This is a genomic window from Desulfobacterales bacterium (genome assembly GCA_034003325.1).
Lineage (GTDB): Bacteria > Desulfobacterota > Desulfobacteria > Desulfobacterales > JAFDDL01 > JAVEYW01.
In genome coordinates this window covers 1-15,918 of the sequence record JAVEYW010000006.1, presented here as the reverse complement: position 1 = coordinate 15,918, position 15,918 = coordinate 1, and the positions used below count along the sequence as shown (strand labels likewise).

Here is a 15,918-nt window from a genome sequence, read left to right as displayed (position 1 = left end):
CTGGCGGGTCTACCAGTCGATGGGAAAGTAATCTTTCAAAAATTTACCCTGCCAGTGTTTTCCCGTCAGAATGCCATGGAAGAAAGGATCACAGACTCTTGCAGCGCCGTCCACAATATCCAGGGGAGGCTGAAAATCATGGCAATCCTGCTTGTGCTTGGCCAGAATGGCTGGATCTTCATCCGTGACCCAGCCGGTGTCAACGGCATTCATGAAAATCCCGTATTTGGCCAAATCCTCGGCCGCGGTATGGGTCAGCATGTTCAGAGCCGCCTTAGCCATATTGGTATGAGGGTGGCGGCTGCCCTTTTTAAACCGCAGAAATTTGCCCTCCATGGCTGAAACATTTACAATATGTTTTTCCCCGGTGTAATCCCGCTTCATCAGATCGGCCAGCCGGTTGCACAAAACAAAGGGCGCCACGGAGTTGACCAGTTGAATTTCCAGCATTTCCGCGGTCGGTATCTCCCCCAGCCGCAGCCGCCAGGAATTGGTCTTTCGAAGATCCACTTGCTGAAGATCGGCATCGAGTTTTTCCGCCGGAAAAACCTCCGGCACATTCAGGGAATGGTCATAAGAATAGGGAATCTGAGAGAGTCGCGCGGACATGCGCAACCCCACGCCCGGGGCGGTTCCGTTCCAGGTAACAGGCAGCGCCTTTTCCCGGCCCACATGCTCCGTTTGCCCGAATTCAAGCTGAGAAATGCAAGACTGGTAATGACGCAAAAGGGCTTGGGCATTCATTGGCAATTCGGCCAGCCCCCTATTTTCATTTTCCATCAGATGGGCATAGAATCCCGGCGGCCTGCGAACCGTCTGCGCGGCGTTGTTGATGAGTATATCCAGGCGCTGGTAGGTTTCTCTGAAGTAATCCGTAAAAAGTTCCACACTGGGCGTGTGGCGAAGATCCAGCCCGTAAATATGAAGCCGGTTGCCCCAGTCGGAAAAATCCGCTTCTCCGGAAAATCGCAACGCCGAATCCTTTGGAAAGCGGGTGGTGGCAATCACGGTTGCCCCGGCCCGAAGCATCATCAACGTGGCCTGGTAGCCGATCTTGAGCCGGGAGCCCGTGATCAGGGCCACCCGCCCCTTCAGGGAAGCGGTCTGAAAACGCTTCCGATAATTGAATTGGGCGCATTCCGGACACATGGCATCATAAAAATGATGAAGCCTCGTAAACTCGGCCTTGCACACATAACAGTTTCGCGGCGTTTCCAGCGTTCGTGCGGCACCTTCCTTTTCAGCTTCCCTATCGGACACCGAAATTCGCAGGGGGGCGGTAAAGACCGCGGCTTCCCTGGCCTTTCGAATCCCGGTGGCCGCCCTTAGCCCGCGTTCTTTTTCCACAACCACCAGACGCTGCTGATGTTTTCTGTCTTTATTCCGCTTTTTGATCTCCTTGCGGTCGGGCCGGGATATTTTCCCGGCCGCGGTGATCAGCGCAATCCGCTCGGATTCCGGCAAGAGCGCTAACAGTTCGGATTGTTCCGCAATTTTTTCTAAAATAGGAATGCACTCAAGCATGGCTGCCAGGGCGTCTTGATTGTCGTCAATTTTTGAATTCGTGTTGATGCCGTACACCGCTTTCATCTGAATACCTGACCTCACGGCGCCGGCGCGCTTATCAGCCGCTGCCGGCACCGGGTTTATGGCACGATGATACTTTCGTACTTGCTACTTCATTTTCGCGATCTCTTCTTCTACTTCTTTTTCCCCCTCCGCATAGAACTTTTCTTCATCGGGGGATAGTTCACGGAGCAATCGCAAAAACTCCCCCGCGTGAACGCGTTCTTCATCGGCAATATCCTTAAGCACTTCGATGGCCAGCTTGTTGTCTGTAGACTCCGCAAGTTGCATGTACAATTGAATTGCTTCATACTCTGCCGCCACCATGAATCGAATAGCTCTGATAAGCTCTTCATTCGTCAGCTTCCTGTCCTTTGCCAATCCTGAAAAAGGTGTTCCAAACTCCGGCATGTCTATTCTCCTCACTCCGAATCAAAAGGTGATGATTTCGTATCCGTTATCCCGATAAGCGGCCATGCCGGGATGACCGGACATGTCATCCAGAAGGGGCAGTCCCTGCGCTTTGGCAGCCTCAAGGGTTCCCAGTTTATTTGAGCAGGCTTTACAAACGCCTTCAACAAGCCCCGCCTCCAAATTTTTTTTCCACAATCCAGTTAAGGGGTTTCCGGGTTTCACCAGTTCAGGAATCAGTTTGACCGAAGCCCCTTCCATGATGAGTTTCGTTTCATGTCCTTTGGCTTTCATGTCCAATGCGTTCAACAGCACATGGATAAAGCACATGGGATCTCCATTGAAGACAAACAGGACGAATTTTTTCATGAGTTAACCCCGTCATTTTTTGAACGATTGCCTGTCATTCCGGTTCAGCGGCAATCCGCTGCACCGTCCGCTGAACCGGTTGTTGGCTGACCGTTATTTATTTCGGCACGTTGCTCAGCGAAATACCCAAGGCCTTCGCCACGCCTTCACCGTAGGCCGGGTCTGCCTTCAGGCAGTTCCCGATGTGGCGAATCTTGATCATTTCCGGCGCATCCCCCATCGCGCGGGCGGTGTTGCCGAACAGGGCCTCCTGTTGCTCCTTGCTCATCTGGCGAAAGAGCTTGCCCGGCTGGGTATAGTAATCGCTGTCATCTTCGCGGGCATTCCAGCGAGCCGCAGCTCCGCTCAGTGCCAGAGGCGGCTCGGAGAAATCGGGCTGTTCCTGCCACTCACCATAACTGTTGGGTTCATAGGCGAGAGTCGAGCCGTAGTTGCCGTCCACCCGCATCTGGCCGTCGCGGTGAAAACTGTGAAAGGGGCAGCGGGCCTTATTCACCGGGATGAGGTGATGGTTGACCCCTAACCGGTAACGCTGAGCATCACCATAGGAGAAGAGTCTGCCCTGGAGCATCTTGTCGGGTGAAAAGCTAATGCCCGGCACCACATTGGCCGGATTGAAGGCCGCCTGCTCCACCTCGGCAAAGTAATTTTCCGGATTTTTGTTGAGTTCCATGACCCCCACCTCGATAAGGGGATAATCCTTTTTGTACCAAACTTTGGTCAAATCAAACGGATTGTAGGGAAGTTTAACAGCCTGCTCCTCTGTCATGATCTGGACGAACAGGGTCCAGCGCGGAAAATCGCCCTTCTCTATGGTATTATAAAGGTCGCGTTGATGGCTTTCACGGCATTTGCCGACTACAGCCTCAGCCTCAGCATCGGTGAGATTTTTGATGCCCTGTTGGGTGCGAAAGTGGAACTTGCACCAGTATCGCTCATTTTTGGCGTTGATGAAGCTGAAGGTGTGGCTACCGAAACCGTGCATGTTGCGGTAGCTTGCCGGAATGCCACGGTCGCTCATGACCACGGTCACCTGATGCAGGGCCTCGGGCAGGGAGGTCCAGAAGTCCCAGTTGTTTTTAGCGCTGCGCAGGTTGGTGCGCGGATCACGCTTAACGGCATGGTTCAGATCCGGAAACTTCAAGGGGTCACGCAAAAAGAAAACGGGCGTGTTGTTGCCCACCAGATCCCAGTTGCCCTCCTCGGTGTAAAACTTGATGGCAAAGCCCCGAATATCGCGCTCGGCGTCCGCGGCACCCCGCTCACCAGCCACAGTGGAAAACCGAGCGAAAAGGTCGGTCTTTTTCCCCACCGCGGAAAATATTTTCGCACGGGTATAGCGAGTGATATCATGCGTGACCGTAAAGGTACCGTAGGCGCCAGAGCCTTTGGCGTGCATCCGGCGCTCAGGGATCACCTCACGATCAAAGTGAGCGAGTTTTTCCAGGAACCAAACGTCCTGTAGAAGCTGGGGACCGCGCGGACCGGCGGTCATGACATTCTGGTTGTCCATGACCGGCGCGCCGGCGTTGTTTGTCAACTTTTTCTTATCACTCATGGTGCCCTCCTTTTAGGTTTAAGGTTCATTTAGGGTTTGGCCTTATGCCGGCATTCCGGACAAATGCCAAAAAAATCAAGTCGATGGGTCAAAATTTGAAAACCGGTTTCCCGGGCGACTTCCCGGGCCATATCGTTAAGGCTGTCCAGATCCGGATCAATAATCTTTTTGCATTGAACACAAATCACATGAGGGTGGGGATAGGGCTTGTTGCCGTCGTAGCGATTGCTTCCATCCGGAAAGCCCAACTCTAGCACCTCCTCAAGAGACTTTACCAGCATGACATTGCGATAAACCGTGGCCAGGCTCATGGTCGGAAAATCGACTTTCAGTTGCTCATAAATCTGCTCGACACTCGGATGGCCTTTGCTGCCGGCCAGAATTTTGACAACCGCCAGCCGTTGGGGTGTGCGCTTGTGATCGGTTTTTTTTAGCTTTTCGAGAATCGAAGCCATTCTGTCCTTCGGGTCTGCCATTCGGAGACTCCATTCTAATCCGGCAAAGCCGGATGCTGGAATGCTGGGATGCATAAAAGCCATCTTTCAGGTTCGGCGAATATACACGCAAATGCGTGCATGTTTCTGGTAAAGGGCCAAATCCGGCTTCGCCGGAAATTGAAAGATAGAAGGCGATAAGGCTTAAAGCAAAAAAAAACTTTACCGTTCAAATATGAACATTCGGGTTTTGGCATGTATCTTTTCAGCAATGAACCTAAACGATAGTTTAAATCAATTGATATCGTTTATCGTTTAGCAACCCGATCAACCGATGTCAAGCGACAATTTGGCTCATAACGAAAAAAGGTTATCATTTCAAGCTGCTGCACCATCAGCGAAAGTTGTTTTTATCATTTTGAATATAATGGCCGGGCGCGAGGAGAAACTTTTAACAGATCAGCATTAGAATTTCCGCAAGAGAACGAATTTTCCCGGCAGCAAGAGATTGCTGCCGGAAGATAATGATGGAATTCGCCGGGAATTAAAATCACTGAAATGATATTCGGTCTAAAAAAACGCGTTGAACGGAAAAAATATCATTCGCCCAAAACCGCCGACTTAAAGGCGTCAAATCCTACCCGGTCAATCATTTTTCCAATCCGCTCGAGCTTCTTGCCGTTTTCTCGATAATAGGCCACGACCTTATCAATCAGCAAAAGGGCCGCCTCATCGCTGAGGCTTTCGGTCAGGGTATCCGCCAATCTGGGCGTGGAAGCTCCACAACCGCCCACCAATACCTTCCATCCGTTTTTCGAACCCACCAAGCCGATGTCCTTGATACAGGTTTCCGCACATTGATTGGCGCAACCACTGACGCCTATTTTGGTTTTGCTGGGCAATTCCACCCCGTGATATTTTGCGTCCAGTTTCATACCCATGCCCAAGCTGTCCTGCTTGGCCAAACGGCAAAACGCGGTGCCGGGACAAGCCTTGATGCTGCGAACGCACAGACCGACCGCGTGTCCCGGAGTAATGCCGAGATCTTTCCACACCGCATCAATATCCGCTCCTTTGATGCCCACCATGGCGATCCGCGCAGCGCTGGTGATTTTCAAGGCCGCAGCGCCGTATTTCTCCGCCACATCCGCAATGTTGCGCATCTGTGCCGGCATCAACACACCACAGGGAATATGAGGGGCAACGGCAAAGGTCTCCTTGTCCCGTTGTAAAATCGCTCCTTTTTCTCCATCTTTCATAATTCGCTCCTTTTTCTTTCCGGGGAAATGGTTTTTTTCGTCATTTCGCTTCACCGCTCGGTAAGTTCGGGCCGTTATCAGCGGGCTGTTAGCAACCGAGACTATGCTTATAAATCGGAGTTTATACAAGGAAAGAAACTTGTTGGCAAGGCTTCCTGTATAATCTTCCTGTATAATCAGGCATGCTTTTTCGGTTATGTTTCTGATAAAAGATCTTTTTACTTGACGGCTTTTCTTTCAGGTAAAACGACCTTATATTGAACATAAACCTATAAAAAAGGCGGCATTGCTTTTAACAACTCGTTGTTATTAAAAAACTGACCCGCAGATTGGTTGGCTTACCGGCGTTATCGGGTTAGGAAACAAGCGTTATGAACAAAACGGCTAGTTTTGCATACCAGTTTTATAAATGGCTCATCTTCATTCCATTTCTTGGCCTGACGACGCTGATTTTCGGTGCTGCGGCAATCGCGCTCAGCTTTTTCTCGAAACGCTTTGCCGGTAAATGGTGTGGCATGCTTTGGGCCAGATCTAATATATATGCGACTCCGGCGCAGATAACGGTGCGGGGTCGCGGCCATCTTGACGCACTGCGCGCTTATGTCATTGTGGCCAATCACCAAAGCCTGTTTGATATATTCGTTGTATACGGTTGGCTTGGAATGGATTTACGATGGATCATGAAAAAGGAATTAAGAAAAGTTCCCGTTTTGGGGCTTGCCTGTGAAAAAGTCGGCCATATTATCGTGGACCGATCCAATACCGAGGCGGCACTCGCATCCATTAATGCCGCCAAGGAAAACATCACAGGCGGCACCTCCATCGTTTTTTTCCCGGAAGGCACCCGCAGCCGAAATGGTCGATTGGGGGCCTTTAAAAAAGGGGCTTTTCGGCTCGCACTCGATCTGGGCTTGCCGATTTTACCGATTTCCATCAGCGGCACGAAAAACATTCTGCCCCCGGATGGGTTGAATCTAATGCCGGGGCGAGTCACCTTGACCATACATCCGCCCATCGACCTATCGGAATATTCAATCGAGAATCTTCCGGAACTAATGGAACGGACAAGAAACGCAATTGAATCGGCATTATAAGAAAAAACGAAAGCCCGTCGCCGCCGATTCAATTTGCAAGGAGTGTATGCCATGACTACCTATCAAAATCGTTTGATTCACGCGACCAGCCCTTACCTGCTGCAGCATGCCGAAAACCCGGTGGACTGGTACCCCTGGGGCAACGAGGCCCTCGCGAAAGCAAAGTCGGAAAATAAGCCGATTTTCCTTTCCATCGGCTACTCCACCTGCCACTGGTGCCATGTGATGGCCCATGAATCGTTTGAGGATGAGGCGGTCGCCGAACTTCTCAACCGGCACTTCGTGAGTATCAAAGTCGACCGGGAAGAGCGTCCGGACTTGGATGCCGTCTATATGGCCGTCACGCAACAAATGACCGGCAGCGGCGGATGGCCCATGACGGTCGTGCTGACACCCGACAAAAAGCCTTTTTTTGCTGGCACCTATTTTCCGAAGTCCACCCGCTGGGGAAAACCCGGCATGATGGAACTGTTGCCCGCAATTCACGAGGCATGGATGAACCGTCAGGAAGATGTTCTGAAAACCGCGAATAAAATCACCGACCTGATGGCCGAAACCAGCACCCTGCCGCCCGGGTACCGCCTGACTGAGGACACCCTCACCCGGGCTGAAAACGAGCTCTCGTCCCGCTTTGATGCAGCTCATGGCGGATTTGGCACTGCGCCCAAATTCCCCACGCCGCATCAGCTCACCTTTCTGTTAAGACAATACCGTCACAGCGGCGTCACCGGCCTGTTAAAAATGGTGGAAACCACGTTGCAGCAAATGCGCAACGGCGGCATCTTCGATCACATCGGGTTCGGTTTTCACCGCTATGCGACAGATGCGAACTGGCTGGTGCCGCATTTTGAAAAAATGCTTTACGATCAAGCGCTGATCACCATGGCATACCTGGAAGCGTGGCAAGTGACCGGTAATGCGCTCTACCGGGAAACGGTCCAACATATCGCCATGTATGTCATGGACAACTTATGCGCGCCGGAAGGCGGCTTTTTCACGGCCGAGGATGCGGACAGTGAAGGGGTTGAAGGCAAATTTTATGTCTGGCGCCTCGCGGAAGTCCAACAGGTGCTCGGCGAGGAAGCGGCAGCCCTTTTTGCCAAGGTCTATGGCCTGACCGAAGAGGGAAATTTCCACAATGAGGCCAGCGGGGAAAAGGAGGGCGTCAACATACCGCACCTGAAGCACTCGCCAACAGCGTTCGCGCAGGAGATGAACTTGTCCGAATCGGTCCTGTTAGCGCAAATCGAAGAAAGCCGACAAAAGCTGCTCGCAGTGCGAAGCCGTCGCGTTCATCCGTTTAAGGATGATAAAATTCTGACCGACTGGAACGGGCTGATGATTGCCGCACTGGCAAAAGCGGGCAGCGTCTTAAATGAGCCCATCTACACCCGGACCGCAAAACGAGCAGCAGATTTCATATTAAAAACCCTTCGCGATTCAAATGGCCGCCTGCTCAAGTCTTTTCGTCATGGCAAGGCGCAAGGGGAAGGCCTTCTGGATGACTATGCCTATTTCATCTGGGGGCTTATCGCGCTTTACGAATCCCTGTTTGACGCGAACTACCTGGAAGCCGCCATGGCGCTGAGCGACCAAATGCTGAGCCGGTTTCAGGATTCGAAAAAGGGGGGCCTTTTTATCTCCGCCATAGACGGCGAGGAACCCTTGTTCAAGTACCGGGAAATTCATGACGGCGCCCTGCCCTCCGGAAATTCAGTTGCCATTTCGAACCTGCTGCGCCTAAACGGACTGACCGGCTCGACCCGCTATGGCGAAGCCGCCGAGCGCATCATGATCGCCTTTTCGACCCTGGTTTCCCGCAATCCTTCGGCAAACACCCATTTTCTGACGGCGCTCAGCTTTGCGTTGCACCCGCACTATGAGGTCGTTGTCGTTGGAAACCCGAATGCGCCAGATACAAAACGCATGTTGGGCACGCTTCAAAAACAATTTTTGCCCGAAACCACCCTTATCTTTAAACCGGATGGGCCGAATGAAGGCATTGGCCGGTTGACCCCTTTCACAACGGCCATGACCCCCATAAACCGGCAGGCCACCGCGTATGTATGCAGAAATTTCGCCTGCAACCTGCCGACCACGGATATTGATGAGATGATGAACAACTTGAATGCGAAGCGCTGAAAGCCGATATCGGGAGATGGCCGAAAAATATTTTTCGCCACGCGCCATCCTCCCCGCGCGAAGCGCTATGCTCCACGCTCTATGCTCTATGTTCTATGCTCTACGCTCCACGCCCGATTCATCCCCCCTCGCACGTACCCTTCAAGATCCAGCGCCACATGAAGATAACCGATACCAATAAGGCGTGAAACAACCCGGTTGCGAATCGGCACCTCAAGGATATGTTGAAGGTCATCCTCAGGAATCTCAATTCTGGCCACCCGGCCGTGGTGGCGAACCCGGCAGGCGGCAAAGCCCAGATCCTGAAGCACCGCTTCCGCTTTTTCCACCATATCAAGTGCGTTCGGGTCAATCCGCGTGCCATAGGGAATGCGCGAGGCCAGGCACGCCATGGCCGGTTTATTCCAGGTTTCAAGGCCCATATGCTCTGAAAGAATTCGAATATCCGATTTATTCAACCCCGCCAGGGTGAGCGGTGCCACCACCCCCAGTTCAAACGCGGCCCGCGCGCCGGGTCGGTAATCCGATTGATCATCCAGATTAGCGCCGTGGGCCAGCACCTCGATGCGGCGTTTTGCCATCTCCGTTGCAAGCGCCGTAAAAATCAATCGCTTGCAAAAATAGCATCGTTCCGGCGGGTTATCGGTTATTTCCCTGTCATCGAGTACAGCTATCGGCAAGACAAGATGGTCCACACCTATCTTATCCGCCATGCGTTTAGCAAACACCAGTTCACGCCGCGGAAAAAACGGAGAGTCTGCCGTGACGGCAAGCGCCTTTTTTCCCAAGCACCTTTTCGCCATCGCCAGTAAAAAAGTGCTGTCCACCCCACCGGAAAAAGCCACGGCCATAGCGTCGTAACGCGATAAAATCGCCGCTAATTGTTTTTTCTTGTACTCAGGCTCATTTCTCATTTCAACTCCGGTAATCCGGGATCATTCAGTCCAATTCAAAGTGGAAAAATAAGTTTACAAAAAACCTCAATTTGGATACGGTTGCCGGATAGATGCCGTACGGGAGTTTTTTTTCAGTCGGTAACGCTTTTTTCATCATCCTTGAAAGCAGCCATATTCTGTGAACAGATGTATCAATTATAGACCATGGTCTATAACGAACGCAAAGAGGTTTTTATGGGAAAAAAAAGTCTATTAAAATCGACTTCAAAAAAGAAAAATGCAAAAGCTAAATCGGATTCCGGCCAGGAAGCAGCTACCAAACCGGTGACAGCGGCTTCAAAAAAACCAAAGGCAAAGGCCACACCCAAAAAGGCGACACCGGAAACATCAAAGGCATCCTCAACCAAAGCCAAAGAATCGGCTCCGAAACCAGCCAAAGCCTTATCCGTAAAAGAACTGCTCCTGTTAAAATTCGATACGGTCAAACCCGATAACCTATTCAGCGTGCCATCGGACGAAACGGCCCGGCAACACATTTCCTCTCCGCCGTTTATATCGGGGCTTGATTCAGCGGAAACCGAACGGATCCGAAAGCTGCTCTTTAAAACCTTTGATCTGAGCGTACCCGATTCAGAACCAGCCCAAGAAGCACCCCCTGAACCAAAAGCACCGGTCGCAGAAGCAGTTGCACCCGCGCCGGAACCCGAGGCGCCGCCGGTTCCCATCTCAGAGCTGTTAAAGTTAAAGTTCGATACGCAACCACCGGCAACTCTCTATGTGCCTCCGGCTGCACCGAAAGCTGCTGTTGAATCACCACCCTTCGTATCGGGCCTTGATTCAGCGGAAACCGAACGGATCCGAAAGCTGCTCTTTAAAACCTTTGATCTGAGCGTACCCGATTCAGAACCAGCCATAATAGAAACGCAAGCCTCCGCTGCCGAAGAGACCGCACCCCAGTCCGAAACGGTGGCACCGGTTTCCGAACCGGAAGCGGCCGAACCCGTGATCGAAGCAATCCCAATCGAAGCCGAAACTGCCCCCGAGCCGGCGCCCGAAGCAATTTCACCTGAACCAGAGGCGACACTGGCGGCAAGCGCACCCGCACCTCCTGAAACACCCCATGCGGAAGCATCCGCTCCGCCGCCCGAGCCGGAAATTTATCGGCCGGAACCTATCGCCAGCGTCTCTCAGAATATGGCTGAAACAGAGAAACCCTTGTTCAATGCATGGAAAGGATTAAATCCCATGATTAAAAAAGCGATCTTCGCGGGCATGGCTCTGGCCGCCGTCTTTATATTGCTTATTCTTGCCAGTTATCAAAACACGACGGAATATTATCTTATTGCCAAGGACGGGGCACTGGAGGTGTGGCAAGGCAAATGGGCGCCCATGGGGAAGGATCGAATCGCGATTTTGCCAGGAATGGAAATTCCGGAACACGCCAAATCCGTTTATTCAAGGGCTGAAGTGGGGCCTCTTATCGTTGAAAATCACCTTAACCGGGCAAACAGGCTTATGACCGCACCGGGCACACCGGATATTGAACAAATCCGAAATCTTCTGGCGCAGGCGCTTCCGTTTGCCGCCACGGATGAAACACGCCAAAACATTACACTTCATTTGAACCGGATCGACCTCACCGCCCTGCTGTTTAAAGCGGACATCGCCGCAGGGGATGGCACACCGGAAGGCTTGGAGACCGCTGCCGGCTATCTAAAAGAAGCTGCGGACCTTGCGACAGCGGATGCTGAAAAACAGCTTATTCAACTGAAATTAGAAGATATCGATGCGAAACTCAAGCCGGCGCAAACCGTAGCGAAAGAGCCGGTTCGGACCCCGCCAACTGAAGAAAGCGCCGTACAAGCACCGGCAGAAGAAAATCCGGCGCAAACTCCGCCCGTGGCGGGAAAATCGGAATAAAGAACAGCTGGCAAAAGCGCTTCAGCCGGAAAGCTCGACTGAAGCGCTTTTTGTTCTGATGCTTAATAAAAATCGATTCGCGAATCCCCTCCCCCGAAATCGCCCATATAATCGATTGGCTTTATATCGGCTTCCACCAATAGCGTCAGCGTCTCAAGAGAAAACCCGTCTTCCCTGAAGAGCGCCAGGCAGGCATCCACCACCCTTTCATCGTAAAGGATACCACGGTTTTTCTCGATTTCAGCCAAGGCGAATTCGATACCCATGGTGGGCCGATATGGCCGGTGGGAACTTTCCGCCTCCACCAAGTCCGCCACCCCCAACACCCGTGCTTCCAGAAGAATCTCATCCCCGGCAAGGCCGCGTGGGTAACCGGACCCATCGAGTTTTTCATGATGTTGATAGACAATCTCGGCGATCGGCCATGGAAAGGGAATATTTTTCAGCAGATCGTAACCGACCTGCGGATGAATGTGAATAATTTCCCGCTCCACCGGCAACAATTTTCCCGGCCGGTTCATAATGGCCGCGGGAATTCGAATTTTACCGATATCGTGAAGCAGTCCGGCATATCGGATGGTCTCGATCTGACGATCGGGCAACCCCATTTTTTGGGCAATGGTGCAGGCCAGCGCCGCCACCCGCGTCTGGTGACCGGCCGTATAAGGGTCACGAATCTCGACGGCCAGGGCCATGGTTTGAATCGTGGCATTAAACATCTCTTCGAGGGCCGCTGTTTTCTCTTTGACCTTCTGCTCTAAAATCGTGTTTTGCGCGTTCAGGGCTTCCCGCATTTCTCGAATGGTCAAATGATTTTGAACCCTGGCCAACACTTCCAACCCATAAAAAGGTTTGGTGACATAGTCCACTGCACCGACCTCAAATCCGCGCGCAATATGCATGGGATCATTTACCGCCGTGATGAATATGACGGGAATGTCGGCAGTCTTGGGATTTTCCTTGAGTTGGACGCAGACATCAAACCCATTCATTCCGGGCATCATGACATCAAGCAGGATTAAATCGGGATGCTGGGTCTCGGCACAGGCAATGGCTTTGGCGCCGGTTTTCGCGACTCTCAACCGGTAATCCCGCTTCAGGGTATCCACCAGCACATCGATATTGGTCGGGTTATCATCCACTATCATCACCAGCGGTTTCGTTTTTTTCACGGTAAATACCTTTGATTGCTATTTTATGGGGTCGTCTGTTTTACGATTCCAAGATTCGGCGCCCGACCCACAATAAAGCCTATTCCTTATTATCCCGAACGGATAAAAAGCGGCTTGGCACCAGCGTGATGCGGGGCAACCCATCCAAGGGACTTTCATCCACCAGCAAGGGACATCCGTAAACCGATTCCAGGGTTTCAAAGGTCATCACTTGCCTCGGCGCGCCCAAGGCGGCGATTTGACCTGATTTGAGAAGCAACAGCCGATCCGCATACATGGCGGCCAGATTCACATCATGAGACACCATCACGACCGTCATGCCGGTTTCCCGCTTTAGCCGTGCCATCAAATCCATCACTCGAACCTGATGGGCCAGGTCCAACGAGGCGGTTGGCTCATCCAGAAGCAGCAGCCGGGGCTCCTGGCAAAGCGCTCGGGCGATAAAAACGCACTGGCGTTCGCCTCCGCTGAGCTGATCCACCTTGCGGCCGGACAAGTGCGTTACACCCGTAAATTCAATTGCCCGTTGAGCGATTTGAATATCCGCTTCCCCTTCAAACCCCAATACGCCCAGGTGCGGGTATCGGCCCATCAAAACCGTCTGCGCCACCGTAAAGGGAAAATCAAGGGGCATGTTTTGGGGAACAAAGGAGAGGGTTTTGGCCAGATCTTTCCGGGAATACCGCTCAAGCGCCCGGTCAAACACATTCACCCGTCCGCCTTGGGGTAAATCAATTCCGGCAAGCGTTTTAAGCAACGTGGTCTTTCCGGATCCATTGGGTCCGATAATAATGAAAAATTCCCCCGGCAGCACCTGAAAGGAGATATCCTTCAATATCGACGTGCCGTTGTAGGTGCGGAACAGGTGCTCAATATGAATCGCCTTTTTCATCAGGTGGACCGTTTCAGCAGAATAATGAATATCGGCGCACCGATCATGGCCGTAATGACGCCGACCGGCATTTCTCCCTGAGCCGGCAGGGTGCGGGCCAGAATATCACAGGCAACCATAAAGCAAGCCCCGCCGATCACGCACGCGGGGGCCAGCACCCGATGATCGGCGCCCAGAACCAATCGCAACAGGTGGGGAATAACCAACCCCACAAATCCGATCAGGCCGCAATAGCTGACCGTGGCGCTGACCATCAAAGAGGTTACCAGCAACAGCGTCAGCGTGGCAACCCGAATATTGACCCCCATGGTTTTGGCGATATCCCGTCCCATGAGAAAAAGATTCATGGCATTGGCATACCGAAACACAAGCAGAATACAGGGGACCAGCATCGCCATCATTAAAACCACTTCCACCAGCTCGCCCTGGGATAAATCCCCCATAAGCCAGAAGATGATATTATGCAGTCTGGTATCCTGCGTCAGGGACACCAGAAACATGATCACCGCGGAGCAAAACGCATTGACCATTACCCCCGAGAGCAGCAGGGAAGATTCTTTCAATACGGATCGCCCGGACGTCATCATCAGCAACAACACCAGTGTCATGCTGCTGCCGGCAAACGCCGTCAGGGTTACGCCCGGGAATCTGGGCAATCCCAGCAAAATGCCTACAATAGCGCCAATCGCCGCTCCGCCGGAAATTCCCAGAATATAAGGCTCTGCCAACGAATTACGCAATATCGCCTGAAAAACGAGTCCGCCGAGAGACAACGTGGCACCCACCAAACCGGCCAGCAAAACTCTAGGCACCCGCAATTGCCAGATAATCGTATGAAGCATCGGGTCGCTTTGCGGCGCATTCACCAAGGCCCGCAACGCATCCATGAAGCTGCTTTCCGAAGAGCCCAGACATATTCCGGCCAGCGAAAGCAATACCAGCGTCAGGGCCAACAAGCTCGAAGAAAACAGGATTTGCTTTAACACCCCGGACCCGCCCGCGCTCATGGAACCTCCTTAAAAAGCGCCGGGTGAATCAGCCGTATCAACCGTTCCAAAGCATCCACCAACCTCGGCGTCGGCCGATCGAACAGATCCGAATCCTCAACGTAAATTCGCTGATTTTTCGCTGCCTGTATCGTCGGCCACCTGGACCACTGCGCCTTAATCTGTTCGAAAACAGCCGCCCGATCCATGGAAGTAATGATGATCACTTCGGGCGCAAGGGCCAGGACCTGCTCCCGGCTGAACCGGGGATAAGGTGTATCTCCCCGGGCAAGGTTAACACCGCCCGCCCGCTCGATAAGCTCGTGAATAAAGGTTTGCGTGCCCACGGAAACAATGGGCGTCACACCGATCTGAATGAAGACTTTGGGGCGGTGCTCGACGTTGGCAACCAAACGCGCCACCTCGTCTATTCGATTCTGAAGAGAACGCACCAAAGCGCAGGCCGCATCCGTCGCATTCAACAGCACGCCGATTTGCGTGATCGAGTCCAGCATGGTATCCAATGACCGTGGATCAATCACATAAACGCAGATCCCCAGCGACATCAACCGTTCCACGATCTCCTTTGGGTTTCCGTCCTTGGTGGCGATGCAAAGATCCGGTTTCAAGGCCACAATTCTTTCCAAGTCCAGCTTTACATAGGAGCCAACCTTGTAGATCGCCCCGGCCTCAGGCGGATAATTGCTGTATTGCGTCACCCCTTTAAGCAGATCTTGCCGGCCTATCGCAAACACGATTTCAGTGACGCTCGGCGCCAACGCCACCACGCGTTTCGGCAAATCCGGCACCGTAACCCGTCGGTTCACCGCATCCGACACCTCGCGCGCCTCGGTGTCGAAAGAAAACCCGCTGATGCTCAAAACGATCAATATCGCGATCAACCTATATTGTTTCATTCCACCAACCAGCGCTTGCAGTCCCAGTTTCGCATAAAATACTAACCTTAAATCAGCCGCATAAGCATTATGCGCACGCGCTCATGCCCAATGTGATACTTGATGACGGCCTCAATATTTTTTTTGAGTTGAAATTTAGAACATTCCTATTGAATAGACAATTAATTTTTCCACACCTGTTACGAACAAATGAATTGTCCGGACTTGTAGCACATGATTTGTCCGGTTTTATATGTACCTATGGAGGTGCATATGAAGCCGACAGAATTGCGACAGGAGATTCGGAAGATGAGATTTGAAGA

At 52.3% G+C, this 15,918-nt stretch carries 14 protein-coding genes; 3 read left to right on the top strand and 11 right to left on the bottom strand.

Annotation, left to right across the window (positions count from 1 at the left end; genetic code table 11):
• Nucleotides 1-9: 9 nt before the first annotated feature.
• The 6 genes from RBT11_07715 to RBT11_07690 form a co-directional block, all read right to left on the bottom strand.
• Nucleotides 10-1,590 carry an SDR family oxidoreductase gene (locus RBT11_07715; protein ID MDX9786646.1) on the bottom strand — a complete coding sequence of 527 codons (1,581 nt, stop codon included), beginning with the start codon at nt 1,588-1,590 and terminating at the stop codon, nt 10-12.
• Between the two features lie 84 nt (nt 1,591-1,674).
• The gene (locus RBT11_07710) at nt 1,675-1,977 is read right to left on the bottom strand and encodes a ferritin family protein (GenBank protein MDX9786645.1); all 303 of its coding nucleotides are present in this window, start codon (nt 1,975-1,977) and stop codon (nt 1,675-1,677) included.
• Between the two features lie 21 nt (nt 1,978-1,998).
• Nucleotides 1,999-2,346, bottom strand: a complete 348-nt coding sequence (locus RBT11_07705; GenBank protein ID MDX9786644.1) for a cytoplasmic protein — start codon at nt 2,344-2,346, stop codon at nt 1,999-2,001.
• A 97-nt stretch (nt 2,347-2,443) separates the two neighbouring features.
• The gene (locus tag RBT11_07700; GenBank protein MDX9786643.1) at nt 2,444-3,904 is read right to left on the bottom strand and encodes a catalase; all 1,461 of its coding nucleotides are present in this window, start codon (nt 3,902-3,904) and stop codon (nt 2,444-2,446) included.
• 29 nt (nt 3,905-3,933) lie between these two features.
• Nucleotides 3,934-4,380: a transcriptional repressor gene (locus RBT11_07695; protein ID MDX9786642.1), complete on the bottom strand. Its 447-nt coding sequence runs from the start codon at nt 4,378-4,380 to the stop codon at nt 3,934-3,936.
• A 557-nt stretch (nt 4,381-4,937) separates the two neighbouring features.
• Entirely contained in the window at nt 4,938-5,597 is a 660-nt protein-coding gene (locus RBT11_07690; GenBank protein ID MDX9786641.1) for an NAD(P)/FAD-dependent oxidoreductase, read from the bottom strand.
• Nucleotides 5,598-5,968: 371 nt separating this feature from the next.
• Between RBT11_07690 and RBT11_07685 the strand changes: the two genes are divergently transcribed.
• The gene (locus tag RBT11_07685) at nt 5,969-6,691 is read left to right on the top strand and encodes a lysophospholipid acyltransferase family protein (GenBank protein ID MDX9786640.1); all 723 of its coding nucleotides are present in this window, start codon (nt 5,969-5,971) and stop codon (nt 6,689-6,691) included.
• A gap of 51 nt (nt 6,692-6,742) precedes the next feature.
• Nucleotides 6,743-8,833 (top strand): thioredoxin domain-containing protein, encoded by a 2,091-nt coding sequence (locus RBT11_07680; GenBank protein MDX9786639.1) that lies wholly within the window; start codon nt 6,743-6,745, stop codon nt 8,831-8,833.
• An 86-nt stretch (nt 8,834-8,919) separates the two neighbouring features.
• On the opposite strand, the gene larE is transcribed toward RBT11_07680, so the two are convergent.
• On the bottom strand, nt 8,920-9,747 hold the full coding sequence (gene larE, locus RBT11_07675; GenBank protein ID MDX9786638.1) for an ATP-dependent sacrificial sulfur transferase LarE: 828 nt from the start codon (nt 9,745-9,747) through the stop codon (nt 8,920-8,922).
• 216 nt (nt 9,748-9,963) lie between these two features.
• On the opposite strand from larE, the gene RBT11_07670 reads away from it, so the two are divergent.
• Nucleotides 9,964-11,649, top strand: coding sequence for a hypothetical protein (locus RBT11_07670; protein ID MDX9786637.1), 1,686 nt, complete (start codon nt 9,964-9,966; stop codon nt 11,647-11,649).
• Between the two features lie 62 nt (nt 11,650-11,711).
• On the opposite strand, the gene RBT11_07665 is transcribed toward RBT11_07670, so the two are convergent.
• From RBT11_07665 to RBT11_07650, 4 genes are all read right to left on the bottom strand, one after another.
• On the bottom strand, nt 11,712-12,821 hold the full coding sequence (locus RBT11_07665; protein MDX9786636.1) for a response regulator: 1,110 nt from the start codon (nt 12,819-12,821) through the stop codon (nt 11,712-11,714).
• Between the two features lie 79 nt (nt 12,822-12,900).
• Complete coding sequence (locus RBT11_07660) at nt 12,901-13,713, bottom strand: ABC transporter ATP-binding protein (protein MDX9786635.1); 813 nt, start codon at nt 13,711-13,713, stop codon at nt 12,901-12,903.
• Nucleotides 13,713-14,720, bottom strand: coding sequence for an iron ABC transporter permease (locus RBT11_07655; protein MDX9786634.1), 1,008 nt, complete (start codon nt 14,718-14,720; stop codon nt 13,713-13,715). Before RBT11_07655 ends, RBT11_07660 begins: the two co-directional genes overlap by 1 nt.
• Nucleotides 14,717-15,616 carry a cobalamin-binding protein gene (locus RBT11_07650; GenBank protein MDX9786633.1) on the bottom strand — a complete coding sequence of 300 codons (900 nt, stop codon included), beginning with the start codon at nt 15,614-15,616 and terminating at the stop codon, nt 14,717-14,719. Before RBT11_07650 ends, RBT11_07655 begins: the two co-directional genes overlap by 4 nt.
• Nucleotides 15,617-15,918: the final 302 nt, after the last annotated feature.